The organism is Nocardia noduli, from assembly GCF_019038455.1.
GTDB classification, from domain to species: domain Bacteria; phylum Actinomycetota; class Actinomycetes; order Mycobacteriales; family Mycobacteriaceae; genus Nocardia; species Nocardia noduli.
Genome location: NZ_JAFMPL010000019.1, coordinates 40,883 through 64,620, shown reverse-complemented (window position 1 = coordinate 64,620; position 23,738 = coordinate 40,883). Strand labels below are relative to the sequence as shown.

Annotated in this window: 23 protein-coding genes; 11 read left to right on the top strand and 12 right to left on the bottom strand. The window is 69.2% G+C overall.

The genetic code is table 11. The features are described 5' to 3' along the window. Positions 1 to 2 precede the first annotated feature (2 nt). The 4 genes from cobO to mqo form a co-directional block, all read right to left on the bottom strand. Positions 3 to 617, bottom strand: a complete 615-nt coding sequence (gene cobO / locus JZ792_RS14185; protein ID WP_216910842.1) for a cob(I)yrinic acid a,c-diamide adenosyltransferase — start codon at positions 615 to 617, stop codon at positions 3 to 5. 59 nt (positions 618 to 676) lie between these two features. Next, positions 677 to 2,737, bottom strand: coding sequence for a VWA domain-containing protein (locus JZ792_RS14180; RefSeq protein WP_216910840.1), 2,061 nt, complete (start codon positions 2,735 to 2,737; stop codon positions 677 to 679). A 147-nt stretch (positions 2,738 to 2,884) separates the two neighbouring features. Continuing rightward, positions 2,885 to 3,334, bottom strand: a complete 450-nt coding sequence (locus JZ792_RS14175; protein ID WP_109529583.1) for a GNAT family N-acetyltransferase — start codon at positions 3,332 to 3,334, stop codon at positions 2,885 to 2,887. A gap of 12 nt (positions 3,335 to 3,346) precedes the next feature. Beyond that, a complete protein-coding gene (mqo, locus tag JZ792_RS14170; protein ID WP_216910838.1) occupies positions 3,347 to 4,867 on the bottom strand; it encodes a malate dehydrogenase (quinone) in 1,521 nt (506 codons plus the stop codon). 288 nt (positions 4,868 to 5,155) lie between these two features. On the opposite strand from mqo, the gene JZ792_RS14165 reads away from it, so the two are divergent. Beyond that, complete coding sequence (locus tag JZ792_RS14165; protein WP_308165294.1) at positions 5,156 to 6,217, top strand: alpha/beta hydrolase; 1,062 nt, start codon at positions 5,156 to 5,158, stop codon at positions 6,215 to 6,217. Here the strand turns inward: JZ792_RS14165 and JZ792_RS14160 are convergent. The 5 genes from JZ792_RS14160 to JZ792_RS14140 all read right to left on the bottom strand — a co-directional run bounded on the left by JZ792_RS14160 (position 6,197) and on the right by JZ792_RS14140 (position 11,087). Continuing rightward, on the bottom strand, positions 6,197 to 6,760 hold the full coding sequence (locus JZ792_RS14160) for an alpha/beta hydrolase (protein ID WP_216910836.1): 564 nt from the start codon (positions 6,758 to 6,760) through the stop codon (positions 6,197 to 6,199). The two genes, JZ792_RS14165 and JZ792_RS14160, sit on opposite strands and share 21 nt — an antisense overlap. 120 nt (positions 6,761 to 6,880) lie before the next feature. Continuing rightward, a complete protein-coding gene (locus JZ792_RS14155; RefSeq protein ID WP_216910834.1) occupies positions 6,881 to 8,518 on the bottom strand; it encodes a cobyric acid synthase in 1,638 nt (545 codons plus the stop codon). A 100-nt stretch (positions 8,519 to 8,618) separates the two neighbouring features. Next, entirely contained in the window at positions 8,619 to 9,482 is an 864-nt protein-coding gene (map, locus tag JZ792_RS14150; protein ID WP_109529588.1) for a type I methionyl aminopeptidase, read from the bottom strand. A gap of 65 nt (positions 9,483 to 9,547) precedes the next feature. Then, on the bottom strand, positions 9,548 to 10,399 hold the full coding sequence (locus JZ792_RS42945) for a hotdog domain-containing protein (RefSeq protein WP_216910832.1): 852 nt from the start codon (positions 10,397 to 10,399) through the stop codon (positions 9,548 to 9,550). Between the two features lie 115 nt (positions 10,400 to 10,514). After that, the gene (locus tag JZ792_RS14140; RefSeq protein WP_216910830.1) at positions 10,515 to 11,087 is read right to left on the bottom strand and encodes a hypothetical protein; all 573 of its coding nucleotides are present in this window, start codon (positions 11,085 to 11,087) and stop codon (positions 10,515 to 10,517) included. Positions 11,088 to 11,255: 168 nt separating this feature from the next. Between JZ792_RS14140 and JZ792_RS14135 the strand changes: the two genes are divergently transcribed. Continuing rightward, a complete protein-coding gene (locus JZ792_RS14135; protein WP_216910828.1) occupies positions 11,256 to 12,383 on the top strand; it encodes an FAD-dependent oxidoreductase in 1,128 nt (375 codons plus the stop codon). 43 nt (positions 12,384 to 12,426) lie between these two features. Here JZ792_RS14135 and JZ792_RS14130 read toward each other — a convergent pair whose 3' ends face one another. From JZ792_RS14130 to JZ792_RS14120, 3 genes are all read right to left on the bottom strand, one after another. Next, entirely contained in the window at positions 12,427 to 13,020 is a 594-nt protein-coding gene (locus tag JZ792_RS14130; protein ID WP_216910826.1) for a GNAT family N-acetyltransferase, read from the bottom strand. Positions 13,021 to 13,104: 84 nt separating this feature from the next. After that, entirely contained in the window at positions 13,105 to 13,707 is a 603-nt protein-coding gene (locus JZ792_RS14125) for a DUF4126 domain-containing protein (protein WP_216910824.1), read from the bottom strand. 202 nt (positions 13,708 to 13,909) lie between these two features. Next, complete coding sequence (locus JZ792_RS14120) at positions 13,910 to 14,431, bottom strand: DUF4254 domain-containing protein (RefSeq protein WP_232840229.1); 522 nt, start codon at positions 14,429 to 14,431, stop codon at positions 13,910 to 13,912. Positions 14,432 to 14,777: 346 nt separating this feature from the next. Between JZ792_RS14120 and JZ792_RS14115 the strand changes: the two genes are divergently transcribed. From JZ792_RS14115 to JZ792_RS14075, 9 genes are read left to right on the top strand one after another with little or no spacing between them, the layout of a single operon-like run. Beyond that, positions 14,778 to 15,485, top strand: coding sequence for a DUF8020 domain-containing protein (locus tag JZ792_RS14115; protein ID WP_216910912.1), 708 nt, complete (start codon positions 14,778 to 14,780; stop codon positions 15,483 to 15,485). Continuing rightward, positions 15,470 to 16,735, top strand: a complete 1,266-nt coding sequence (locus JZ792_RS14110; RefSeq protein ID WP_216910822.1) for an ATP-grasp domain-containing protein — start codon at positions 15,470 to 15,472, stop codon at positions 16,733 to 16,735. The genes JZ792_RS14115 and JZ792_RS14110 overlap by 16 nt, the downstream gene beginning before the upstream one ends. After that, positions 16,732 to 17,601, top strand: coding sequence for a Rossmann-like domain-containing protein (locus JZ792_RS14105; RefSeq protein WP_216910820.1), 870 nt, complete (start codon positions 16,732 to 16,734; stop codon positions 17,599 to 17,601). The genes JZ792_RS14110 and JZ792_RS14105 overlap by 4 nt, the downstream gene beginning before the upstream one ends. Next, entirely contained in the window at positions 17,589 to 18,647 is a 1,059-nt protein-coding gene (locus tag JZ792_RS14100; protein ID WP_216910818.1) for a PLP-dependent cysteine synthase family protein, read from the top strand. Before JZ792_RS14105 ends, JZ792_RS14100 begins: the two co-directional genes overlap by 13 nt. Next, a complete protein-coding gene (locus JZ792_RS14095) occupies positions 18,644 to 19,687 on the top strand; it encodes a dipeptide epimerase (RefSeq protein WP_216910816.1) in 1,044 nt (347 codons plus the stop codon). The genes JZ792_RS14100 and JZ792_RS14095 overlap by 4 nt, the downstream gene beginning before the upstream one ends. Continuing rightward, positions 19,684 to 20,991 (top strand): MFS transporter, encoded by a 1,308-nt coding sequence (locus tag JZ792_RS14090; protein WP_216910928.1) that lies wholly within the window; start codon positions 19,684 to 19,686, stop codon positions 20,989 to 20,991. The genes JZ792_RS14095 and JZ792_RS14090 overlap by 4 nt, the downstream gene beginning before the upstream one ends. Next, positions 20,972 to 21,826, top strand: a complete 855-nt coding sequence (locus JZ792_RS14085; protein WP_216910814.1) for a class I SAM-dependent methyltransferase — start codon at positions 20,972 to 20,974, stop codon at positions 21,824 to 21,826. The genes JZ792_RS14090 and JZ792_RS14085 overlap by 20 nt, the downstream gene beginning before the upstream one ends. Further along, positions 21,823 to 22,632 carry an ABC transporter ATP-binding protein gene (locus JZ792_RS14080; protein ID WP_216910812.1) on the top strand — a complete coding sequence of 270 codons (810 nt, stop codon included), beginning with the start codon at positions 21,823 to 21,825 and terminating at the stop codon, positions 22,630 to 22,632. Before JZ792_RS14085 ends, JZ792_RS14080 begins: the two co-directional genes overlap by 4 nt. Continuing rightward, positions 22,629 to 23,711, top strand: coding sequence for a FecCD family ABC transporter permease (locus JZ792_RS14075; protein WP_216910810.1), 1,083 nt, complete (start codon positions 22,629 to 22,631; stop codon positions 23,709 to 23,711). The genes JZ792_RS14080 and JZ792_RS14075 overlap by 4 nt, the downstream gene beginning before the upstream one ends. The last annotated feature ends 27 nt before the right edge of the window (positions 23,712 to 23,738 follow it).

Genomic DNA, 23,738 nt, shown 5'->3' with positions numbered 1-23,738 from the left:
GGTCACCATTCGATACCGCGCTGACCCTTGCGGCCCGCGTCCATCGGATGCTTGACCTTCGTCATCTCGGTGACCAGATCCGCGACCTCGAGCAACGCGGGCGGCGCGTCACGACCGGTGATGACGACGTGCTGATTGCCCGGGCGCTCGCGCAGCGTATCGACGACGTCATCGATGTCCACCCAGCCCCATTTGAGCGGATAGGTGAATTCGTCGAGCACGTAGAACCGGTGCTGTTCGGCCCGCAGCCGCCGGGCGATCTCCTGCCAGCCCGCCAGCGCGGCGGCGGCGTGATCCTCGTCGCTGCCCGGTTTACGGGTCCACGACCAGCCCTCGCCCATCTTGTGCCACTCCACCGCGCCGCCGGCACCGGTCTCCTCGTGCAATCGGCCGAGGGTGCGGAAGGCGGCTTCCTCGCCCACCTTCCACTTGGCGCTCTTGACGAACTGGAAGACCGCCACGTCGAAGCCCTGGTTCCAGGCGCGCAAGGCCATGCCGAACGCCGCCGTCGACTTGCCCTTACCCGGCCCGGTGTGCACGGCCAGCACCGGCTGGTTGCGGCGCTGGCGCGTGGTCAGCCCGTCTTCCGGAACGGTTTCCGGCACGCCCTTGGGCATCGAATCTCCTCGTTCGTCGTTCGCGTCGTGCGGGTTTCGACCGAAACCCCGGTCACCGTTCAGGCGGCCCGTGCGGCCGGGCCTCCGCCGCGCCCGGCCCGGACGATGTCGGCCACCGAATCGCCGGTCAACTCGGCCAGGCGGACGTAGCCCGCCCGCAGATCACGTGCCAGATCGGCGGCCAGCCCGAGACGCACCATGCCGCGCTCGCAGTCGACGACCATCGCGGTCACCGCCTCGCTCGCCAGCAACGACGCGGCGGCACGGGCCCGCGGCACCGGGTCGACCCCCCCGGTCGCACGACCGTCGGTGAGCAGCACGAGCATCGGACGACGTCGCGGATCGCGCACCCGCTCCCGGTGGACGACCTCGCGGGCCTTCAGCAGCCCGGCGGCCAGCGGCGTCTTGCCGCCGGTACGCAGACCGGACAGGCGGCGTACCGCGATATCGACCGACGAGGTCGGCGGCAGGACCAGTTCGGCTTCGGCTCCGCGCACGGTGATCACGGCGACCTTGTCGCGGCGCTGGTAGGCATCGCGCAGCAGGGCGACGATCGCGCCGGTGACCGCGGAGAGCCGGTCGCGCGCCGCCATCGACCCGGAGGCGTCGACCACGAAGACGATCACATTGCCTTCGCGCCCTTCGCGATACGCGCCGCGCAGATCCTCGGCGGCCAGCGCGAGCGGACCGTCCACGCGGCCACGGCGGTGCTGGTGGGGGGCGGCGGCGAAGATCGTGCCGAGCAGGTGGAGTCCGGCGGAGGTGTCGGTGCTCGGACGCACCATTCGGCCGTGCCTGGTCTCGGCGCGGGAGCGACGGCCGGGAGCGCCTTCGCCGACGCCGGGAACTTCCCAGCGTGGCGCGGCGGCGGTCGTGGATGCCGGAGCGCCCGTGCGGTTCTCGCGGGACTTCCCGCCGCGCGGACCGTCGGGGGGCGAATCGGGGTCGTCGTCGGGATCGGCACCGGCCGGATCGTCCTCGGCCGAATTCTGTTCGCGCGTGCCGTCTGGCCCGTCGTCGGATCCCGAATCGTCGGCCGCGGAATCCTCACGTGGCGCGTCGCCGTCCCGGGTATCGCGCGGTCCGGAATCCTCGGCCTGCTCTTCGTCGGCCCGATCGACCTCCGCGGCGGCGTCGCGCATCGCGTCGTCCAGCTGGTCCTCGGTGATACCGGGCTCGTCGAAGGGATCGCGGCGACGGCGATGCGGTAGCGCGAGTTCCGCGGCGACCCGGACGTCCTCCTCGGTCACCGCGTCACCGCCGCGCCAGGCGGCGTAGGCGGTCGCGGTGCGGGCGACGACGAGGTCGGCGCGCATCCCGTCCACATCGAAGGAGGCACACAGCGCGGCGATCCGGCGCAGTTCGGCGTCGTCGAGCGCGATACGCGCGACCCGGTCGCGGGCGGTCAGGATGCGGTCGGCGACCGCGCGATCGGCACCGGCGTAGTTGGCCGCGAAACCGGCCGGGTCCGCCTCGTAGTCGAGTCTGCGGCGCACCACGGCCATCCTGGTGTCGACGTCGCGGGAGGCCACCACGTCGACGGTCAGGCCGAAACGGTCGAGCAGCTGCGGACGCAGTTCGCCCTCTTCCGGATTCATGGTGCCGACCAGGACGAAACGCGCCGGATGCGAATGCGAGACGCCGTCGCGTTCGATATGCACCCGCCCCATCGCCGCGGCGTCGAGCAGCACGTCGACCAGGTGATCGTGCAGCAGGTTGACCTCGTCGACGTACAGCACGCCGTGATGGGCGGCCGCGAGCAGACCGGGCCGGAAGGCCTGTTCGCCGTCGCGCAGCACCCGTTCCAGATCCAGGGATCCGACCACCCGGTCCTCGGTCGCGCCGACGGGCAGTTCCACCAGGCGCGCGGGCCGCGCGCCGGTCTCGTCCACGACCGGCGGGAGCAGTTGCGCCAGCGCGCGAACCACGGTCGACTTCGCGGTGCCCTTCTCGCCGCGCACGAGCACACCGCCGATTCCCGGGTGCACCGCGCACAGGATCAACGCCAGTTGCAGCTGTTCCTGCCCGACCACCGCCGAGAACGGGAACCCGGCTTCGAGGTCCGCGCGCGACCCGGCAGAGTGGGACGGTGGTGCTATTTCGGCGTGGGACACGGACATACCCCTCACACTATTCGCGGGCGTCGGCCCGGGCGTCGGCACCCCGTCCGTGCCGGAGTCCACCCGGCGCGGGGGCCGCGAGCCGAGGTGAGCCGGAACACACGCGCCCGCCCCGGAGTCGGGACGGGCGCGCGCGACACCGGAGGACTATCCCCTGCGCATGGGCAGGTGGGTGATGCCGTCGTCGTCGAATTCCGCGCCGTCGGGCTTGAACCCGAATTTGGCGTACATGTCCACGAGGTAGGTCTGCGCGTTGAGCCGGGCGGGCGCCGATCCGACCTCGGCCAGCGCCGCCTTCAGCAGCCTGGTGGTGTATCCGTGGCCGCGCAGCGGGGCGGCGGTACAGAGACGTCCGATACGGAAGCTCTTGACCCCGTCGTCGTGCTCTTCGAGCAGCCGCAGGGTCGAGATGACCTCACCGTCGTCCTCGAGCCAGAAGTGCCGGGTCTCCGGTTGCAGGTCGAGTCCGTCCAACTCGGGGTACGCGCACTTCTGCTCGACGACGAAGACTTCGACGCGCAATTTCAACAGCTGATACAGGGTGGCGGTATCGAGATCCAGTGACCATGACCGTTTGAGAGCAACCGTTGACATCATCGCGTCTTGCTATCACACCAGCGCTGTCGACGCGACCTCGGCGCGGGTCGCCGTGTCGACCGCCACATCCGTGAGATTCAGCGTCTTGGACGTCCAGTTCCAGACTTCCTGGAACAGCGCCTTGTTCTCCGACAGCTTCACGCCCAGCGACGGGATCATGGTCTCGAGTTTCGGCGTCCACTCGCTGTACTCGCGCGGGAAGCAGCGCTGGAGGACATCGAGCATGGCGGTCACACAGGTCGACGCCCCCGGGGAGGCGCCGAGCAGGCCCGCGATGCTGCCGTCCTCGGCCGCGATGACGGCGGTGCCGAGTTCGAGGACACCACCCGCGCCCTTGCGCCGGATGATCTGCACGCGCTGCCCCGCGGTGATGAGTTCCCATTCGCGGCCGTCGGCGCGCGGGATGAACTCTTCCATCGTGTAGACCTTGCCCGCCTGCGATTTCAGCAGTTCGGAGACGAGGTACTTGACCAGCGACAGCTCGGTCAGGCCGACGCCGAGCATGGGGGCCAGGTTGCCCGCCCTGATCGACTTGAACAGATCGCCGTTACTGCCGTCCTTGAGGAATTTCGGCGTCCAGCCCGCGTAAGGACCGAACAGCAGCCCGGCCTCCCCGTCGATGACGCGGGTGTCCAGGTGCGGGACCGACATCGGCGGCGCGCCGACGGCGGCCTTGCCGTACACCTTGGCCCGATGCTGACCGATGAGCCCGCGGTCGGTGCAGCGCAGGAACTGGCCGCTGACCGGGAAGCCCGCGAAACCCGCGATCTCCTTGACGCCCGACTTCTGCAGCAGGGGCAGCGCTCCTCCGCCCGCGCCGACGAAGACGAATTTCGCCGCGATGGTGCGGATCTTGCCGTTGCGGGTGTTGCGGACCTTCACCAGCCAGCTGCCGTCGGCCTGCTTGGACAGGTTGCGCACCTCGTGCCCGAAGGCCAGATCCGCGCCGGTGGCGCCGAGATGGGCGAGCAGTTCCTTGGTCAGCGAGCCGAAGTCGATATCGGTGCCCGCGTCGGTCCAGTTCAGCGCGATCGGATCGGAGAAATCGCGACCGCGCGCCATCAGCGGTAACCGCCTGCTGAACTCGTCGGGGCTGTCGATGTACTCCATCCCCTCGAACAGCGGGTGACGGGCCAGCGCCTCGTAACGCTTGCGCAGGTACTCGACGTCGGAGGCGCCGTGCACGAAGCTGACATGCGGAATCGGGTTGATGAAACCGGACGGGTCGCCGAGCACGCCGTTCTCCACCGCGTAGGCCCAGAACTGACGCGACACCTGGAAGCGCTCGTTGATGTCGATGGCTTTGCTCACATCGACCGAACCGTCCGCGTTCTGCGGGCTGTAGTTCAGTTCGCACAGCGCCGAGTGGCCGGTGCCCGCGTTGTTCCACGGGTCGCTGCTCTCCGCGGCGGCGGCATCGAGTCGCTCGAACAGCGAGATCGACCAGTCCGGCTGCAGCTGCCGAAGCAGCGCGCCGAGGGTGGCACTCATGATTCCTGCACCGATGAGGACAACATCGGTCTTCTCTGTCATGGCAGCGTTCGGCACGGGTAGATCGACTTCCTTGTCACTCTGCGCAGCCCACCGGCTGGGTGGAGCTGCCTGGGCACATGCGCTATGCGGTTGTTGCCGAGCCTGGCGTCGTGGCTTCGGCTCGAATTGCTGGCGGAGAAGAGGTTACCCGCCGTTCACCTACTGCCAATTGTGCACCTCGACACCGCGGCAACCTGCAACAAACCGGGTGAATGTGACGTAGATGCCTCCTCGGCGGTTCGGTGATCTCACACGCCGTCGGCCCAGATATCGCCTAGATTGGGACACGTGACCGAAAAAACCTCATATGCCGTGTCGGACATCACGGACCGGGCTCAGTGGCAGCCCGACATTCTCGGTGCGGGTTACGAGCAGCGAACCCTGCCTCTCGGCCCCGACCCGGACGGCGAGGGCGACGCGGTCGCGACGCTGGTGCGCTACACCCCCGGCGACGACGCGGCCGAGGTCACCGAACCCACGGTCCTCTACGTGCACGGTTTCACCGACTACTTCTTCCAGCGCCATCTGGCCGAGCATTTCGCCGAGCGCGGGCACCGCTTCTACGCGCTCGACCTCCGCAAATGCGGACGCTCGCTGCGCGAGGGACAGACCCCGCACTATGTGACCGATCTCGCGCTCTACGACGCCGAACTCGACGAGGCCGCGCGCATCATCGCGCAGGAGACCGACGCGCCGCTGCTGATCGTCGCGCATTCGACGGGCGGGCTGATCACCGCGCTGTGGCTGGATCGGCTGAACCGCACATCGGGAACCGTCGCGTCCGGAATCGTCGGCCTCGTGCTCAACAGCCCGTGGCTGGACCTACAGGGCCCGGCCTACTACCGCAGCGTCGGCACCCCGATCATCAACGCGGTCGGCCGGGTCAGGGCGATGGTCGCGCTGCCCGGGTCCGAGATCAGGACCTACGGCGACAGCCTGCACCACACGGTGTCGGGCGAATGGGATTACAACCTCGACTGGAAGCCGCTGTCCGGATTCCCGGTCCGGCTCGGGTGGCTGCGGGCGATCCGCACCGGGCACGCCGAATTGCACAGGGGACTCGATGTCGGGGTGCCGTCGTTGATCCTGCGGTCCCGGGTGACCAGGTTCATGCGCGAATACGGTCCGGCCGCCGACGTCGCCGACGTCGTGCTCGACGTGCGTCAGATCCAGCGCTGGGCGGGCTGCATCGGCGACCGCACCAATATCGTGCCCATCGACGGGGCCCGCCACGACGTCTTCCTGTCCTCGGAGCGGCCACGCACGCAGGCGTTCACCGAACTCGACAACTGGCTCGCCTGGCTGGCGGGGTACCGCGCGACTACCGATTCACCAGAGGCTGGTGCGTAGCACGATCTCGGTCGCGAGTTCGTTGCCCGCGGCGCTGGCGACGTTGTCGACGTCGACCTCGACGACGCGGAACTCCCCGTAGACGAAGCGCCCCGACGCGTCGGCCACCGAACGCGGCAGGCTCTTGGTCACCAGCACCGTCACCGGAAGTTCCATCGGACGGCAGGCGGGGTCGGCGACGACCCCGTCCGCCGCGGGAGCGGCCGGATGGCCCCGGTCCGCGACGATCAGGCTGACGAAACGACCGAAGGTCCCCGAGCAGACCTGCCAGGCCAGCGCGGCGCCCGCGCCGCGCGCGGCGACATTGGCGTAGGGCACGCCGAGTTCGTCGAGGATGGCGTGCACCGCGGGCGCGTCGAGCCCGTCGATGGACTCCACGACGATGGTGCGCAGGTCCGAATTGTGGAGTCGGGCACATACCTGGTCGTACACGTCCACGGGGTCACCCGCGTCGGGTAGCAGCAACACGCTGTGCCGCGTATCCGGCCCGTCGACCCGCACGGTCCAGGCCCGGTCACCGACTGTGATCCGCCGAGATTTCATGCCGGGGTACGGTACACCGCTCGGTTGAACTCGCCCGCGTCGCCGCGTCGTCCGGGCCGAGTCGCGCCCGCCGTCATCGCCCGGCATCGCCGGGCGTCTCCCGCGTCACCGATTCGTCGTTCACCCATCCGCCGCACGTACCGCCGAAGACTCCGTACTCGATATCGAGGCGTCCGGCGCGAGCGCGACAGCGGCGGGGCGATGCGGCTGCACCGGCGCGGGCACGAGCAGCGCGGGGGCGAGCACCGGGAGGTCGGCGGGAGCGCCGCCGCGGATCAGTTCCTCGATCCGGGTGATGTCGAGATGTTCCTCGAGGAGATCGGCCAGCAGGTCCAGTTGCGCCGAACGCACCGCCGCCACCGAGATACCCTCGGCGACAACGTAATCGAAGCGTCCGGCCCGATCGGCGACGATACGCAGCCAGGCGCGCCGGAATTCGTCGGATTCGAGCAGGCCGTGCAGGTGGGTGCCCCACACCGCGCCGCGCACGCTGCCCTCCTCCTGACCATCCACTTCCAGCCACGCCCGATCGCCGCTGTGGGTGACCCGTCCGTGGTGGATCTCGTAGCCCGACACCGCGATTCCCTCGGTCGCGGCGCCGCCCGCGCCCCGGCCGTCGACCGTGCGCAGCACCTTCACCGGATCGAATTCGATGTCGAGATCGAGCAGACCGAGCCCGTTGACCATCCCGGCCTCGGATTCGACATCGTCGCTGATCTGTTTGCCCAGCATCTGATAGCCGCCGCAGATACCGAGGATCGGGCGGCCGGTCGCCGCGCGCTCGCGCAGCGCCTTCGCGATACCGCTGCGCCGCAACCACTCCAGATCCGTGACGGTGGACTTGCTGCCGGGCAGCACCACCAGATCGGCGTCGGCCAGCCGGGACGGCTCGGTCACCCAGCGCACCGCGACGCCCGGTTCGCACGCCAGTGCCTCGACGTCGGTGGAATTCGAGATGCGCGGCAACCGGACGGCGGCCACGGTCAGCCACTGCGCGCCGACCGGCGACCGCGGCCTGCCGACGGCCGCGTCGCCGACCGTGCCGAGCGAATCCTCGGCGTCGATCCACAGATCGTCGGCGAAAGGGATCACCCCGAGGGTCGGGCGGCCGGTCAGCTCGGTCAGGCGTTCCAGGCCGGGACGCAACAGTTCGACGTCACCGCGGAATTTGTTGATGACGAAGGCCGAGATGAGCTGTTGATCGGCGGGGTCGAGAACCGCCACGGTGCCGAACAGGTGCGCGAGCACACCGCCTCGGTCGATATCGCCGACGACGAGCACGGGTAGTCGGGATTCCTGCGCCAGACCCATATTCGCCAGATCGGTGGCACGGAGATTGATCTCGGCGGGCGAGCCCGCACCCTCGCAGATCACCACGTCGAATTCGGCGCGCAGCGAATCCAGTTCGGTGGCGACGATTCTGCGCAGACTCTGCCGGTGCTGGAAGTAGTCGCGCGCGCCCACGGTGCCGACGGCCTTGCCGCGCACCACCAGTTGCGAGCGCCGGTCGCTGCCGGGTTTGAGCAGGACCGGGTTGAATCGGACGCTCGGCTCGAGTCCGCAGGCCTGGGCCTGCAATGCCTGCGCTCGGCCGATCTCGCCGCCGTCGAGGGTGACGACGGAATTGTTGGACATGTTCTGGGCCTTGAACGGGGCGACCTTGACGCCACGACGGGCAAGCAGGCGGCACAGCCCGGCCACCACCACGCTTTTCCCGGCGTCGGAGGTGGTGCCCGCGACCAGTAACGCTCCCTTCACGACGTGACCGTCGCCGGGATACCACCGGACCGCGCGCGCGACCGCCCCCGCGCGCCCACGCGACCACCCGACGGCGTGGGCCCCCCGCACCGCCGAACCCTCACGGCAGCGTGAGGATCTCGGCGCCGGTGTCGGTGACCACGAGGGTGTGCTCGAACTGCGCGGTCCACTTGCGGTCCTTGGTGACCACGGTCCAGCCGTCGTCCCAGATCTCGTAGTCGATGCCGCCGAGGTTGATCATCGGCTCGATGGTGAAGGTCATCCCCGGTTCGATCACCGATTCGATCGCGGGCTGGTCGTAGTGCAGGATCACCAGGCCGCTGTGGAAGGTCGGGCCGACGCCGTGACCGGTGAAATCGCGGACGACGCCGTAGCCGAATCGGTTCGCGTAGGACTCGATCACCCGCCCGATGACGTTGAGCGCCCGTCCCGGCCGCACCGCCTTGATGGCGCGCGCGGTGGCCTCCTCGGTCCGCTCGACCAGCAGCCGGACCTCCTCGTCGACATCGCCGGCGAGGTAGGTCTTGTTCGTATCGCCGTGCACGCCGTCGATGTAGGCGGTGACGTCGATATTGACGATGTCACCGTCCTCGATCACCGTCGAGTCGGGGATGCCGTGGCAGATCACCTCGTTCAGTGACGTGCAGCACGACTTCGGGAAACCCTTGTAGCCGAGCGTGGACGGGTAGGCCCCGTGATCGCACATGTACTCGTGCGCGATGCGGTCGAGTTCATCGGTGGTGACGCCGGGCGCCACCGCCTTACCCGCTTCCTCGAGCGCGCGCGCCGCGATCTTTCCCGCGAGCCGCATCTTCTCGATCGTCTCCGCGGTCTGTACCCAGGGCTCACGCCCCTCGTTCACGGTCTTCTTCCACGCGTACTCCGGGCGCTCGATCGAGCGGGGCACCTCACGCGTGGGCGACTGCGTGCCGGGTACGAGGGGTTTGCGGGTCCGAACTGCCATGGGACAAGACTATCCGGACCGGTCGATCACCACCCGGCGGTGCCGGGCGCCGCCGATGCCCGTCCTCATTCCACCTTGCGGTAGACGATCGTCGCCTCGGTGCCGACCCCGCCGTTCTCCCTGGTCGCCACGACCCGCACGACCGCCGACCGATTCGTGCGGTGTTCCACGCGCGCGGCGAAGGTGACGGAGGTGTCGACGGGGCTGTGGCGCAGGTAGGTGATGTGCAGCGAGGTCGGCCGCAGCCGTTCCGACGCCGCGGCGACGGCCTCGGCGGCGGCCAGTTCCGACAGCCACACCGAGATACCCCCGTGGATCCCGCCGCCGGGGTTGCAGATCTCCCTGTTGACACGCACGAGCAGATCGGCGGCGTCGCGGCGCGATTCGAGGTCCATGTCGAGTACCCCGAGCGGATGGGGCGCCCGGTCGAGATCCTCGCGCGAGGCCGGAGCGCGCGCCGGGCCGACTCGTTCGCCCGGGAAGAAGTGCAGTCGCACCATGCCGGTGGCGATCGCGGTGCCGTCCTCGGCGCGTATCACCCCGGCCCCGGCCCCGTACTCCTTCCCGACGTGCATCGTCCTACCCTCGGCGGTCAACACACCGCTGTCGCTCGTGACCGGGTCGCAGAATTCGAGCAGCAGTTCGGTGGTGACGGCACGCACATGCGGCTGGGCCGCCACGAACACGCTGTGACCGAAGACGATATCGGCGAGGACGCCCAGCGATCCGTGCGCGTAGTTTCCGTCGAGCCCGTGCAGCCAGGGACCGATGTCCATCACGGCGGTGGAGGTCTCCGCGTCGGCGGCGATGGTCTGCACCCGGAACAGGTGGTCGGGACGCACCGCGATCTCCGGTGCCGCCCCCTCGCCCGGGGCCGTCCCCTCGACCGAACCCTGCCCGCGCATATCGCTCGTCACCGACTGTCCTCCCGGCCGACATCCCGAAACCGTTCGTCTCGGAAACCATCTGTCTCGTAGCCATTGGACACCCTCGGTCTCCCGACCGTCGCGGCGGATCGGACCGAACGCCCGGTTATCGCAGCGCGGCCACCGCCCGCAGCCGCGCCATCGCCTCGGCGTCCGGGTGGTATTCGACCCGGTAGCGCGGCGGGTAGACGCCGGGAACCGGTCGGAGATCGACCTCGGCGCGCAGATGTTCGTACTGCGAGCCGTACACCTGTGCCGCCAACGTCGACTCGGCGGCGGTGATCTCCCGCCAGGCCCGATGGTCGCGCGCGACCCGGTACGGGACCAGCCGCCCCGCCTCGTCCACCGTGTACGGCATCGGCGACACCGGCCGCACCGCGTCGTCGTACAACCGGCGTGCCATCTCGACCAGCCGCACCACGTGCTCTTCGGAGAACTCCACCCCGATCAGGACGCCGACGTTCTGCGCGATGAACACGATCGGCCGCGCGCCCACCTTCGCGCCGATGCCGCTCAGCCAGCCGTCGACCAACGGCAGCGATCCCGCGTACAGGTCGCCGCTCAGATCGGGAATGTGCAGCATCCCCGCGCTCGAGCCCGGGTCGTAGGCGGCGACGGTGTCGAACGACTCGGCCAGATTGACACGGGCGGCGCCGAACAGGCCCCCGGGAAAACGCATGCGCCGGAGTGTATGCGGCACAGCGGATCCGACGAAAAAACGAGAGACCGCCGTTCGATGCGCGCATTGCGGGCGACCCGATTCGACGGTCGCCGGTGCGAGCACTTGTTAACCTGCCGTTCGCCCGCGCGCTGCCCGCCCTCCGAGGGACTGGCCCACGATGGGTCCATGCGATCGGTCGTCATCGGAGGCGGACACCTCGGTACCGCCCACGCGCTCGCCGCGGTGCGCCGAGGGCACGAGGTCGTGCAACTCGAGCGGGAGTCGAGTGCGCGGGGCGCGACGGTGCGCGACAGCGGACTCGTGCGGGTGTCGGGATGCGCGTCCACCGACCTGGAGGCGGCTCTGCTCGCCCGGCAACTGTGGGAGGAGATCGGCGGCAGGGTGCCGGGCATCGGGTTCCGGCCGACCGGCTCGCTCACCGTGATCCGCACCGACGCGGAACTCGCCGTCGCCGAGGCAGCGGCGGCAGACGCCGACGCGCGCTCGCGCGGCCTGGAACTGCTGGAGCCCGAAGCCGTGCGGGCGCTCACCCCGGCGCTGCGTGGCAAATTCCTCGCCGGACTGCACTGTTCGACCGATTCCGTCATCGAACCGCGCCGCGCCCTCCCCGCGCTGCGCGCCTCTCTCACCGCGACCGGGCGCTACACCTTCCACTCCGGCGCCGAGGCCAGAGCGGTCACCGATACCGGTTCGGGCGCACGGGTTCTCGACGATCACGGCCGGGTCTTCGACGCCGATCTGGTCCTGCACTGCCCCGGTGCGACCCACACCGGCCTGACCCGCGAACTCGCCGGTGTCCTGCCGTTGCGCCGGGTGCGCGCGCAGATGATGCAGACCGCACCGCTGGGCGAACCATTGACCACCGCCGTCGCCGACGGTGACAGTTTCCGCTACCACCCCGGTTTCGCGGGTCCGGCCGTCGACGCGCTGATCGCCGAACAGTCCCAGACCGCCGTCGCCGCGGAACACACGATGCAACTGCTCTGTGTCCAGCGCCTGCACGGTGGACTGACGATCGGCCGGACCCACGAATCCGCCGAACCCTTCCCCTTCGACGTGGACGAGGCCCCCTACGACCACCTCACCCAGGTCACCGAGGAACTGCTCGGCCGGAAATTGCCCCGGGTGCTGCGGCGTTGGGCCTACGTCCGGAGCCACGGCACCGACCCGTCGACGCCCGTCACCCGGATCCGGGCGAGCGACAACGTCTGGGTCGTCACCGGGGCCGGACATCTCGCGACGACACTCGGCCCACTCTTCGGCGAGGACACCGCCGACCTGCTCGGACTCTGAGCCCTGCCCGGGCGTCGATCTCGGTCGAGCGCCACGCGACAGGTCACATACCGTTCAGCGGGGTGTCCCGTACCCAGACCATGCCGTTGCCGGAGTGGGCGGGCGCGAGCCGTTCCCTTGGCTCGACCCGGTCCAGACGGTAGCCGAGCCTGCGCGGCACCGCCGCGCTACGGGTATTGGCGACGTCGCAGTGGATTTCGACGTGCCCGATATCGGGCAGTGCCAGCGCGATATCGGTGAGTGCGGCGACCGACCTGGTGATGAGCCCGCGGCCGGTGTGCGCTGAGTGGCACCAGTAGCCGATTTCCAGGGCTTTCGGGCCCAGGTGGTCGCCCAGGCCGATCGCGCCCAGCACGCCGTCCTCGGAATCGAAGATGCCGTAGGCGCATTCCCCGGTGGAGTCCGGCCAGTCCGCCGACGCCTTGGCGAGGAATTCGCGTTGCCGGTCACGCGACGGGGCGTGCGCCATCCACGGCATCCAGGCGTGCAACTGATCGAACGACGCCGTGAGCGCCGCGAACTGGGCCTCGAAGTCGGTGGTCTCCCATCGCCGCAGCAACAGGTCGCCGAGTTCGATGCGCCGGGGCGGGGCGACTCCCCGCGCCAGCGCCCGCTGAGGTGGCGTCGGCTGTTCCATGTATCGATCGTCGTCGGCGCGCCGAGCGGTCGCAAGGCGATTTCGGCGGGTGGAGGTGTCGCCCGATCTACCAGCCGAGCGGCCTCAGCCCGCCAGCGCGGCTTCCTGGCGTCGGGCGCGGCGTTCGCGCCTGCGTCGGCGGAAGCGGCGAATCCTGCTCGCCGCCAACAGGACCAGTAGTGCGCCGATGAGCAACAGGGTTCCGGCGATACTCGCGGCGAGGACCGGATGGAAGACGGCGAGGGTGATGATCGCCGCGACACCGAAATCCTCGGCGGTGCTGACGACGATATTGCTCGCCGGTTCCGGCGAGGTGTTGATCGCCATCCGTAGCCCGGCTTTGACGAGATGACTGACCAGTGCCGAGGTCCCGCCGACCGCCGCCGCGGCCAACTGCGGCAGCGACCCGTCCGGTCCCGCGATCAGCGCGGCCACGACCGCGCCGGAGGCTGGGCGCACCACGGTGTGGAAGGAATCCCAGAACGAATCGAGATACGGGACCTTGTCCGCCACCGCCTCGATCAGGAACAGCACGGCCGCCGCGATCAGGACATCGGTACGTTGCAAACCGACTGGTACGTCATCGGATAACCCGGTCAGACCGTAGAGCCCGAATAACAGGACTACCGCGTAGGCATTGATTCCACTGGCCCAGCCCGCGGTGAAGATCAAAGGAAGCAGCGACACCCCGTCGATCGTAATCAGGTCCCGGCGAATGAGCACAAAGCGAGACCGCTGCCACACGATCATCGTGGCAGCGGTCCGTGCGGAGAAATCGTTGTCGCCGAATCGAATACAATTTCATAACGAGACGATAAAAATTCGATTCACGACATCCGACCGATTCCGTGTCGCTTCCGGAGTGACGCCCCCGGGTCGCTTCCCGGCGTTACTTCTCGGGCAATCGACGACGACCACCGGCGACGTCGGTGACCAGATCCGTGTAACCGTCGACGAGTTCGGCCAAGTGATACCAATGCTTGTGCGTGCTGTCGCTGCGCGGACCGTCGACATCGATCGCCTGGTTGGCATCGACCCAGCTACGCGCCATCCGATCGACGACGGACCCGAGGCTTTCGGTATGCAATGACGCACCTTGCCGATGCTGCGGGACCTCCTGCGAGATCCAGTCGTTGATATCGTCGACGAGCTCTACCCGCCGACAGTCGATTTCGGCGACAAGAAAGGCATCGCGTATCTGGGCGCGACGGGCATGCAGTTCGGCGAGGGCGTGGGCGGATCGCAACAGTTCGCGATCCAGGAAACGTCGCCCCTGGAATGCGCACAGTATTTGCGGAGCGGTCGGCAGTACCCCTACAGTCGGCGCGCTCATCGCATCCCCCGAAAATCGCCCGACACCAATGCTCTCAGTACCAACATTATTGGCTCTCGATTCGGTTTTCCCGGTCATCGGATCAGTTGTTCTCGCATCAGGCTAGCGGCATCCGGCGCTCACGGATACCAGAACGCAAGATTGCGTTCTACTTGCTGCAACCGACATGTTCTTACAGATGCAATCTCGAAGTCATCGCACGGCCGTGACCACGGGAAGTCCACGAAACAGACGGAACGGCATGTGCAAGAGGGGTTTCCGGCCTTCCGGCACCCGAGGAGCAACAGACCGCGCGGTCCGCGTGGATCGGCGGCGCGACACCCCTCCACCTCCCCCGGACTATGCAAACGACATTCATTGTCATTAAGATCCGATGCGGCGCACTCGCCAGATCCACCGATCGATGAGGAACCCGCACATGCCGATGAGGAAAACCGCCCCCGCCCCGATCGTGGGCGCGGTACTGCTGATCACCGCAATGACATTCGGCCACGCGACCGCCGACGCGACGCCCACCGACGCGGTCTCGTATCGAGCCGACACCACCTCGACCGCGACCGTCATCACCACCGATTCCGGCTCGATGGCCGCCGAGAACGGAATATTCACGATCAGGGCGGCGGACGGATCCGTGCTCGCGGGCGCCGAACTGTCCTTCCGCGTCGACGATTTCGTCTTCCCGATCGCCGCCGACATCGCCGGCGACACCGCGACGCTGACGCCGAGGTTCGACCTCGCGCACGCGACGTACCGCCCGGTCGCCCTGCCGTACGAGGACAAGGCGCCGTGGAAGAACGAGTACGACCGGGAACAGGCGGCGTGGAGCCGGATGACCAGCACCATCTCGATGGGCGCGACCATCGGCACCCTCACCGGCGGGCTCGCGGGCGCGGCGGTGGGCTGCGTACTCGGCGGCATCGCGGGGGCCACCGTCGCCGCCGCGACGATCGTCGGCCTGTTCGGCCCCTTCGTCCCCGCCGCCGCGGTCGGCTGCCTCGGCGGAATCGTCGCGGTCGGCGCACTCGGCACGGTCGCCGGGCAACTGCTCGTGACCGGACCGGTCGCGATCATGGCCGCCGCGCAGTACTTCACGACGATCAACGATGTGGAGACCCCGTGGGGCACCTACTGATGGTGGAGAGCTGGGTCGGGTCGATGAGCACCCTGCTCCCGCACGGCATCGACGACCGCGGACACCGGTTCAGCTTCCTGACCCGCGACCTCGGGCACTACCTGCGGGCGACGCCCGACACTCGCCATCCACTGCTCGGCGCGGCGAATATCCTGACCGCCGAGACCAACGACGAATCGGCCCTGGTCCCCCTGGCGCGCCGCCTGCACCGGGCTCTCGATTTCGACGGGGTGCTGTCGTCGTGTGACTACTACCTACCCACCGTCGCCGCGATCGCCGCCGATCTCGGACTCCCCGGACCGACCCGCGACGCGATGCGCGGGGCGTGCGACAAGGCGGTGACCCGCCGGATCTGTTCGGCCGCCGGGGTTCCCGGCCCGGTCTTCGCGGTGGCGGCGACCTGGGAGGAGATCGCCGCCTCGGCGGCGGAGATCGGCTATCCGGTCGTCGTCAAACCGGTCGACCTCTGCGGTGGGATGTTCGTACGCCGCGTCGAGAACGTCGACCGGTTGCGCGACGCGGTCGAGGCCATCGCGGGATTCCCCGTCAACGCGCGCGGGCAGGTCCGCGCGCCCGAGATCCTGGTCGAGGAATGTCTCGACGGTCCCGAATACAGCGTCGAGACCGTCACCCACCGCGGCCGGACCACCGTCGTCGGCATCACCGACAAATACGTGGTGGGTTCGGACTGCTTCATCGAGGCCGGGCACATGTTCCCCGCCGCGACCGACCCCGAGCAGTCGGCGGTCATCGGCGCGGTCGCCGTCGCCGCGATCGAGGCGCTCGGACTCGACGGCACGGTCGCCCACACCGAGGTCGTCGTGACCGCGCGGGGTCCACGCCTGGTCGAGGTCAATCCGCGACCGGCGGGCAATCGGATCACCGAATTGGTGCGCCGGGTCACCGGTATCGATCTCGCGGCGGTCCACGCGGATCTGGCCGCCGGGATCGAACCCGTCCTCGCACCGGTCGACACCGAAATCGGCAGCGCGGCCATCGCCTTCCTGGTACCCGAGCGCGCCGGGCGACTGGAATCCATCCTCGGTGCGGGCGAGTGGTCCTCCGACGACCGGATCGTCGATCATCACCTCGCCGCGGCGGGCAGGAACGTGCGCGTCGCCGACAACAACAACGAATACCTCGGCTACGTCATGGTCGTCGACGAGAAGCCGCGCGCAGCGAGCGAACTCGCCCAGCGGTCGATCGCCGGACTACGCGTCGCCTATCACGATCCCGGTACCCGGACATGACGGCCGCGGACACCCCCGCGACCGGACGACGGCCGCGCTCGGTCGCCGAACTCATCGACCTGGTCCGGGCGGGCGTGCTCGGCCCGCCGCCGGAGACGGTCACGGTCGCGAGCGCGTTCCTCACCGTGCACCGCACCAGGCACGCGGGCCGGACACAGCGCTATCGCAACGAGATCATCAGTGTGCGTGTCGGTTCCGCGGTCGGCTCGTGCGGACTCGAACCCGATCGGCGCGTCGACCACGCGGAGATCGTCTCCGACTGTGTCGGCGCGACGGTGGCCGCACTGCTCGACCACGCCGTTCCCGCGGTGAGGATCGCGGCACTCGACGGCTACCTCATGCACCGGCACCCGCATCCCTCGGCGGCGGGACGAACGGGCCGGACGATCGTGGTCGACGGCGCGTCGTCACTGATCAAATCGCGGAACCGGGCCCGCACGGTCGTCGACCTGCTGCCCACGCGGGGCATCCGGACCGTGCTCGTGGTCGGTGTCGTCAACTCCCTGCTCGCCGAATTGCGCGCGCGGGGAATCGGTTACATCCCGTGCGACCGCGCGGGCGGGACGACCGAATGGGACGAACCCGTCCTGAGGTCCACCGAGGCGATCACCACCCCCTACGACGCCATGCTCGTCACCGGGATGACGCTGGTCAACGGCAGTTTCGATCCTCTGCTCGAGCACGCGGGCCGCCACGGCATGCCCCTGGTGATGTTCGCGCAGACCGGCAGCGCGGTACTGCCGTGGTTCCTCGGAGACGACGCCGTCACGGCGATATCGGCCGAACCGTATCCGTTCTTCTCCCTCGACGGCGGCCCGAGCACTCATATCCACTACGACCTTTCGGAGTCCACGTGCGCACGGTAGAGCCACACGGCGGTCGATCCGGACTGCTCCGACTGATCGGCGGGACACCGGTCACCCCGATCCCGACCGAGTCCGGAAACTACTGGGCGAAAATAGAATCCGCGGGGGTGGGCGGCATGAAGGCGCGCGCCGCCGCGTCCATGCTGCTGGCCGCCATCGATCGCGGGGAACTCGCGCCCGGCGCGCCGATCATCGAATCGACCAGCGGCACACTGGGTGTGGGACTGGCACTGGCGGGGCGTGCGCTCGGCCATCCGGTCACACTCGTCGTCGACGCGGAACTCGAGCCGGATATGCGGACGCTGTTCGGCCGCTACGGCGTCGCCCTCGCCGTCGCCGAGCATCCGCATCCCGAGGGCGGCTGGCAACGCGCCCGCCTCGATCGGCTCGCGGTCCTGCGCGCGGCGACACCCGGCGCGTACTGGCCCGACCAGTACAACAACCCCGACAACGCGCTCGGCTATCTCGACATGGCCCGCGAGATTCTCGACCAGACCGAACCGATGGACGTGCTCGTCGTCACCGTCGGTTCGGGCGGTCACTCCGCGGGCCTGACCCGGGCGCTGCGCCGGTACTGGCCGCGACTGCGCGTCGTCGGCGTCGACGCGGTCGGCTCGCGGATCTTCGGCCAGCCCGCGCGCAGCCGGGTGATGCGCGGCCTCGGCAGCAGTATCCTGCCGCGCAACGTCGCCTACGCCGATTTCGACGAGGTGCACTGGGTCGGCCCGACCGAATCGGTCGCTGCCTGCCGCGACCTCGCCGCTCGTACCTGCCTCGGGGGCGGCTGGAGCACCGGCGCCGCCGCGCTCGTCTCCGACTGGGTGTCGCGCCGCGAACCGGGATCGCGGGTGCTGACCGTCTTCCCGGACGGACCGCACCGATATCTGCGCACCATCTACGACGACGACTGGTGCGCCGAGCGCGGCCTGCTCGAGGCGCCGCGTACCGAACCCGTCGAATTCGGCGACCCCGACGAATCCGAGGCACAGGGCTGGGCGCGCTGCCGCGTCGTCCGCGATCCGGCGACAGCGCGGGTATCGGCATGAGATTCGAATGGACGACGACGCGTATCGAACTCACCGAACCGCTGCGCATCTCGCGCGCCACCATGTCCGAACGCGACGCCGTATGCGTCACCCTGTCGCACGACGGCGTCTCCGGCCGGGGCGAAGTCGTCACCAGCCCGCGTCTGGGAATCACCGTCGCGACGATCGGTCGGGCGCTCGCGGACACCGCCGCGTGGGCGGCGGGCGTGGGCGACCCGGAAGCTCTGCGCGCGGCCCTGCCCGCCCTTCGCGCCCGCCTGGCCGACGCGCTGCCCGTGGCGGCGGCCGTCGATATCGCGGTGCACGACCATCTCGCCACCCGGGCCGGACAACCGTTGAGCGCCTATCTCGGTATGCCGCACTGGGATTCGGCGCCCACCGCCTACACGCTCGGCATCGGGGCCATCGAAACCACGGTTCGCTCGACCCGACGGCTGATCGACGCCGGTTTCTCCGTGCTCAAACTCAAACTCGGCGAACGCGATCCCGCCGCCGATATCGCCAGGGTCCGCGCGGTCAGGGCGGCAGCTCCGACCGCCACGCTGATACTCGACCCGAACGGAGCATGGGACGCCGAGACCGCCGTGCGGGTTCTCACCGAACTCGCCGACGCCGGGATCGCCGCGGTGGAACAACCCGTGCCCACGGGACGGCTCGACGACCTCGACGCCGTCGCGCGCGCGGTCCCGATGCCGGTGATCGCCGACGAGGACGCGGGTTCGGTCGAACAGTTGGCGGCACTGCCGACCACTTTGGCCGGAATCAATATCAAACTGGCCGAATGCGGCGGCCTGGACGCGGCCGCCTCGATGATCGACTGGGCGCGGCGCTCGGGTGTCGAGGTGATGCTCGGCTGCCAGGTGTCGACCTCGCTCGGTATCGCCCCCGCCGCGCATCTGAGCGGCGCCGCACGATGGATCGACCTGGACGGACATCTGCTCATCGCCGCCGATCCGTGGTGCGGGCTCGGCGATGTCGACGGTGTCCTGCGCCGTCCCGCCGGGCCCGGACTCGGAATCCGCCGACGGGAAGCCGCGTGAACACGCTGGCGTTGTTCCGGACGTTCCCGCCGTCGGTGCGCTTACTCCTGGTCAACCAGTTGGCGGGTAATACCGGGTTCTATCTGCTCATCCCGTTTCTCGCCGACTACCTGCTACACGATCTGGCGTTGTCCGCCGCGACCGTGGGCGTTGTGCTCGGGGTGCGCAATCTGAGCCAGCAGGGCTTGTTCCTGGTCGGCGGGTCGGCGGCCGATCGGCTCGGCGCGCGCCGGGTGATCGTCGTGGGCGCGGCCGTCCGCGCGGCCGGGTTCGGGCTGTTCGCGGTGGGCGGGTCCGTCACGGTCGTGCTGCTCGCCGCCGTGCTCACCGGGTTCGCCGGGGCGCTGTTCAATCCGGCGGTCCGCTCCTATATCGCCCTCGACAGCGACGACCGCGCGGCGGACGCCTTCGCGCTGTTCAACATCTTCGGCAATATCGGGTCGGCGCTCGGCCCCGTCGTCGGCACCGTCCTGGTCTCGATCGGTTTTCGGCTCACCGCCGTGGTGGCGGCGGGAATCTTCCTGGCGCTCACCGTCGCCCAACTCCTCCTGCTGCCCGATCGTCCGGTCGCGCGCGGCACGACGACCGTGGCGGGCGATATGGTCACCGTCCTCACCCATCGCGTGTTCGTGGCTTTCGCGCTCGCGTTGATGGGCATGTTCGCGTTGCAGAGCCAGATCTATTTCCTCCTGACCTTGCAGGCGCGCCGGGCGGCGGGAGCGGGCGGTGCGGCGATCGCGGTGGCGGCACTGTTCCTCACCGAGACGATCACCATTCTCCTGCTCCAGGTCCGTATCACCCGGGCGTTCGGCACCCGGGCGCGCGGACCCGCCATGGCGACGGGTATGGCGACGATGGGCGCGGCCTTCCTCGTCCCGCCGATCGCGTCGCGTGTCCTCGAATCCGGCACCGGCGGAGCACTTTATACGATCGTGTCGGTCGCGCCGGTCGCGCTCGCCGCGTCGATCCTGGCCGTCGGCGTCATGACGGTGCAACCGTTCGTCAACGAACTGATCCCGCGATTCAGCGGCCCGCGACTGACCGGAACCTACTACGGCGCATTCTATCTCGTCGCGGGCGTGTTCACCGTGACGCTCACCTCCGCCGTCGGCGCGGCCGTCGATCGCTTCGGCGGACCGCTCGCCTGGTGGCCCGCGCTGCTGTGCGCCGCGACGGGTTCGCTCTCCGCCGCGGCCGTGACGGTCCTGCACCGGCGCGGCGCGCTGCCCACCCCCGACGGCGCGCCCGGCCCGCGCACAGTACTCGTGAAAGGTGATTCCGACGATGACACCGACCAGCGCTGATCCGGTGCTCGCGGGTGAGAACCTGCTGACCGACAATCCCGCGCTCTACGAACGAACCTTCCCCGACAACGGCGAACGCAACGCGCGTTTCGTCCACGACCTGGTGACGCGATTCGCCGACACCGCGACGGATTCGAGGCGATTGCTCGATATCGGGGCCGGTACCGGACGCGACGCCGCCCGGCTGGCCGACCTCGGCTATGCGGTGAGCGCCGTCGACATCTCCGCGCGGATGGTGGCCTATGCCCGCGCGAAATACCCCGATCTGACCGTGACGGTCGGCGACGCGCGCGACATCGTGGTCGCCGCACCGGTCGATGTGGTGACCTGTCTCGGCAGCACCCTGCTACACCTGCACGACACCGCCGATATCGTCGCGGCCCTCACCCGGTTCGCCGCGTGCCTGCGCCCCGGCGGCGTGCTGATCCTCGAGATGCGCAACGGCGCGTTCCTGCTCACCGACCGGGGGCGGCGCGAACTGCTCGACCACGAATCGGTCCGCACGATCGCGTGGGAAGGCGTCGACTACACCTCGCGCACATCGCTGTCGATCGACCTGCCCGCGCAACTGCTGCGCAGGCGCCGTGTCTGGACCTGGGACGGTTGCGGCACACCGGTCGCCCAGGACACCGCGTGGCGTCTGCTGTTCCCCCGGGAGCTGCGATACCTGCTCGACCTGAGCGGATTCGAGGTTCTCGCGCTGTTCGATCGACCCGGACCGCTCACCGAACCGGCGTGGCCGGGTGACGGTGTACTCGGCGACGCACTCGACGGCGACCGCCTGCATGTCGTGGCCCGACGGCGGGGCGCGACCGCCGTCGAGGTTGTCGCGTGATCACCCTCGATGACGTCCATTTCGACTACGACGGCACCCTCGTGCTGTCGGGAATCGGCTTGGTGGCCGAACCCGGCACCACCCTCGGGCTCATCGGTCCCAACGGTTCGGGCAAGTCGACACTTTTGCGCTTGATCTACCGGGCCCTGCGGCCACGTACCGGTGTCGTCGCCATCGACGGCACTCCGGTCGCCGACCTGCGGGGACGCGATATCGCGAGCCGCCTCGCGGTGGTGACGCAGGAATCCTCGGCGGACACACCGATCACGGTCGCCGAGATGGTCCTGCTCGGCCGTTCGCCGTGGGCCGGTGCGCTGCAAGGGTATTCGCGGTCGGATCGCGTCACCGCGGCCGCCGCGATGCGCCGGGTCGGGGTGCGTACGCTCGCCGAACGTCCGTTCGCCTCGCTGTCGGGCGGTGAGCGCCAGCGGGTGCTGATCGCCCGCGCCCTCGCCCAGCGGGCCGACCACATCCTGCTCGACGAGCCGACCAATCACCTCGATATCCGCTACCAGCACGAACTCCTGGGCCTGGTCCACGATCTGGATGTCACCACCGTGGTCGTCCTGCACGACCTGAACCTCGCGGCCAGGTACTGCGACAGCCTGGTCCTGCTCGACCGGGGTCGAATCGCCGCGGCGGGCCCGGTGGACGACGTCCTCACCCCGGACGTACTCGAACCCGTCTACCAGATCACCGTGGCGCGTTCGACGGCGTTCGGCGCGATTCAGCTGCTGTTCGGGCCGAGGACGGCGAGTGTCGAGGACATCGTAACCACTTGCGCCGGAGAGGTTCTCACACCGTGACCGCGACCGTCGCACCGACCGAGGTGGACGATCTGGCGCAGCCAGGGAAGCGGTGGATCACGGCGACGTGGATCGGCGGGCTCACCGCGCTACTGTGCGTGACGATCGTCGTCGCGACAGGGATCGGGCCGGTCTCGGTGCCACCGCCGACGGTCGCTCGGATCGTCGTCCACCATCTGCTCGGCCGATCCGGCGATGTGGAATGGTCCACCGCCCAGGATTCGATCGTCTGGCTGGTGCGCGCGCCGCGCGTCCTGCTCGGCGCCTGCGTCGGCGCGGCGCTGGCGGTCAGCGGTGTCGTCCTCCAGACCATCGTCCGCAACGCGCTCGCCGATCCGCATATCCTCGGCGTCACCTCCGGAGCGTCCACCGGAGCGGCCGTCTGCCTGCTGTTCGGCTCGACCGCCACGGTGGTCACCGGCGCACTCGCCTCCAGCGCGTTCCTCGGGGCGCTGATCGCCACCGCCCTGCTGTTCACCATCGCCAGGATCAACGGACAGATGACCTCGCTGCGACTGCTGCTGGGCGGGGTCACCATCGGCTACATCTTCTCCGCGGCCACGAGTTTCCTGATCTTCGCCTCCGACTCCCCCGAAGGCGCGCGCGCCGTACTCTTCTGGCTGCTCGGATCGCTCGGGTCGGCCGCGTGGACCTCGACCGGTGTCACCGCCGTCGCCGTGGCCGTGACCCTCGGCGCGCTGTTCCTGCTCGGCACCCGGTTCGACGCGCTCGCCATCGGCGACGACACCGCGAGAACCCTCGGCTTCGCACCCATCCGGTTGCGCGTGTACGCGCTCGGCCTGGTGGCACTCGGCGTCGGCGCGGTGGTCGCGGTGGCGGGCACGATCGGTTTCGTCGGGCTGATCATCCCGCACGTCGCCCGGCTGTGTGTCGGAAGCGCGCACCGCAGGCTGATCCCGGTGTCCGCGCTGATCGGCGCGATCTTCCTGGTCGCCGCCGATGTCGTGGCGCGCACCGCGTTCGCGCCACGCGAACTGCCGCTGGGCATCGTCACCGCCGTCGTCGGAGCGCCCATGCTGCTGCTCCTCATCCGGCGACTCCGCACCGTCACCTCCTAATCCCCTGTCAGAGAGAGAATCCGACCA

Excerpts from the sequence above, each read along its gene's own strand:
- cobO (WP_216910842.1), bottom strand. The coding sequence starts at position 617 with ATGCCCAAGGGCGTGCCGGAAACCGTTCCGGAAGACGGGCTGACCACG.
- JZ792_RS14180 (WP_216910840.1), bottom strand. The coding sequence starts at position 2,737 with ATGTCCGTGTCCCACGCCGAAATAGCACCACCGTCCCACTCTGCCGGG.
- JZ792_RS14175 (WP_109529583.1), bottom strand. The coding sequence starts at position 3,334 with ATGATGTCAACGGTTGCTCTCAAACGGTCATGGTCACTGGATCTCGAT.
- mqo (WP_216910838.1), bottom strand. The coding sequence starts at position 4,867 with ATGACAGAGAAGACCGATGTTGTCCTCATCGGTGCAGGAATCATGAGT.
- JZ792_RS14160 (WP_216910836.1), bottom strand. The coding sequence starts at position 6,760 with ATGAAATCTCGGCGGATCACAGTCGGTGACCGGGCCTGGACCGTGCGG.
- map (WP_109529588.1), bottom strand. The coding sequence starts at position 9,482 with ATGGCAGTTCGGACCCGCAAACCCCTCGTACCCGGCACGCAGTCGCCC.
- JZ792_RS14140 (WP_216910830.1), bottom strand. The coding sequence starts at position 11,087 with ATGCGTTTTCCCGGGGGCCTGTTCGGCGCCGCCCGTGTCAATCTGGCC.
- JZ792_RS14135 (WP_216910828.1), top strand. The coding sequence starts at position 11,256 with ATGCGATCGGTCGTCATCGGAGGCGGACACCTCGGTACCGCCCACGCG.
- JZ792_RS14130 (WP_216910826.1), bottom strand. The coding sequence starts at position 13,020 with ATGGAACAGCCGACGCCACCTCAGCGGGCGCTGGCGCGGGGAGTCGCC.
- JZ792_RS14120 (WP_232840229.1), bottom strand. The coding sequence starts at position 14,431 with ATGACCGGGAAAACCGAATCGAGAGCCAATAATGTTGGTACTGAGAGC.
- JZ792_RS14115 (WP_216910912.1), top strand. The coding sequence starts at position 14,778 with ATGAGGAAAACCGCCCCCGCCCCGATCGTGGGCGCGGTACTGCTGATC.
- JZ792_RS14105 (WP_216910820.1), top strand. The coding sequence starts at position 16,732 with ATGACGGCCGCGGACACCCCCGCGACCGGACGACGGCCGCGCTCGGTC.
- JZ792_RS14095 (WP_216910816.1), top strand. The coding sequence starts at position 18,644 with ATGAGATTCGAATGGACGACGACGCGTATCGAACTCACCGAACCGCTG.
- JZ792_RS14085 (WP_216910814.1), top strand. The coding sequence starts at position 20,972 with ATGACACCGACCAGCGCTGATCCGGTGCTCGCGGGTGAGAACCTGCTG.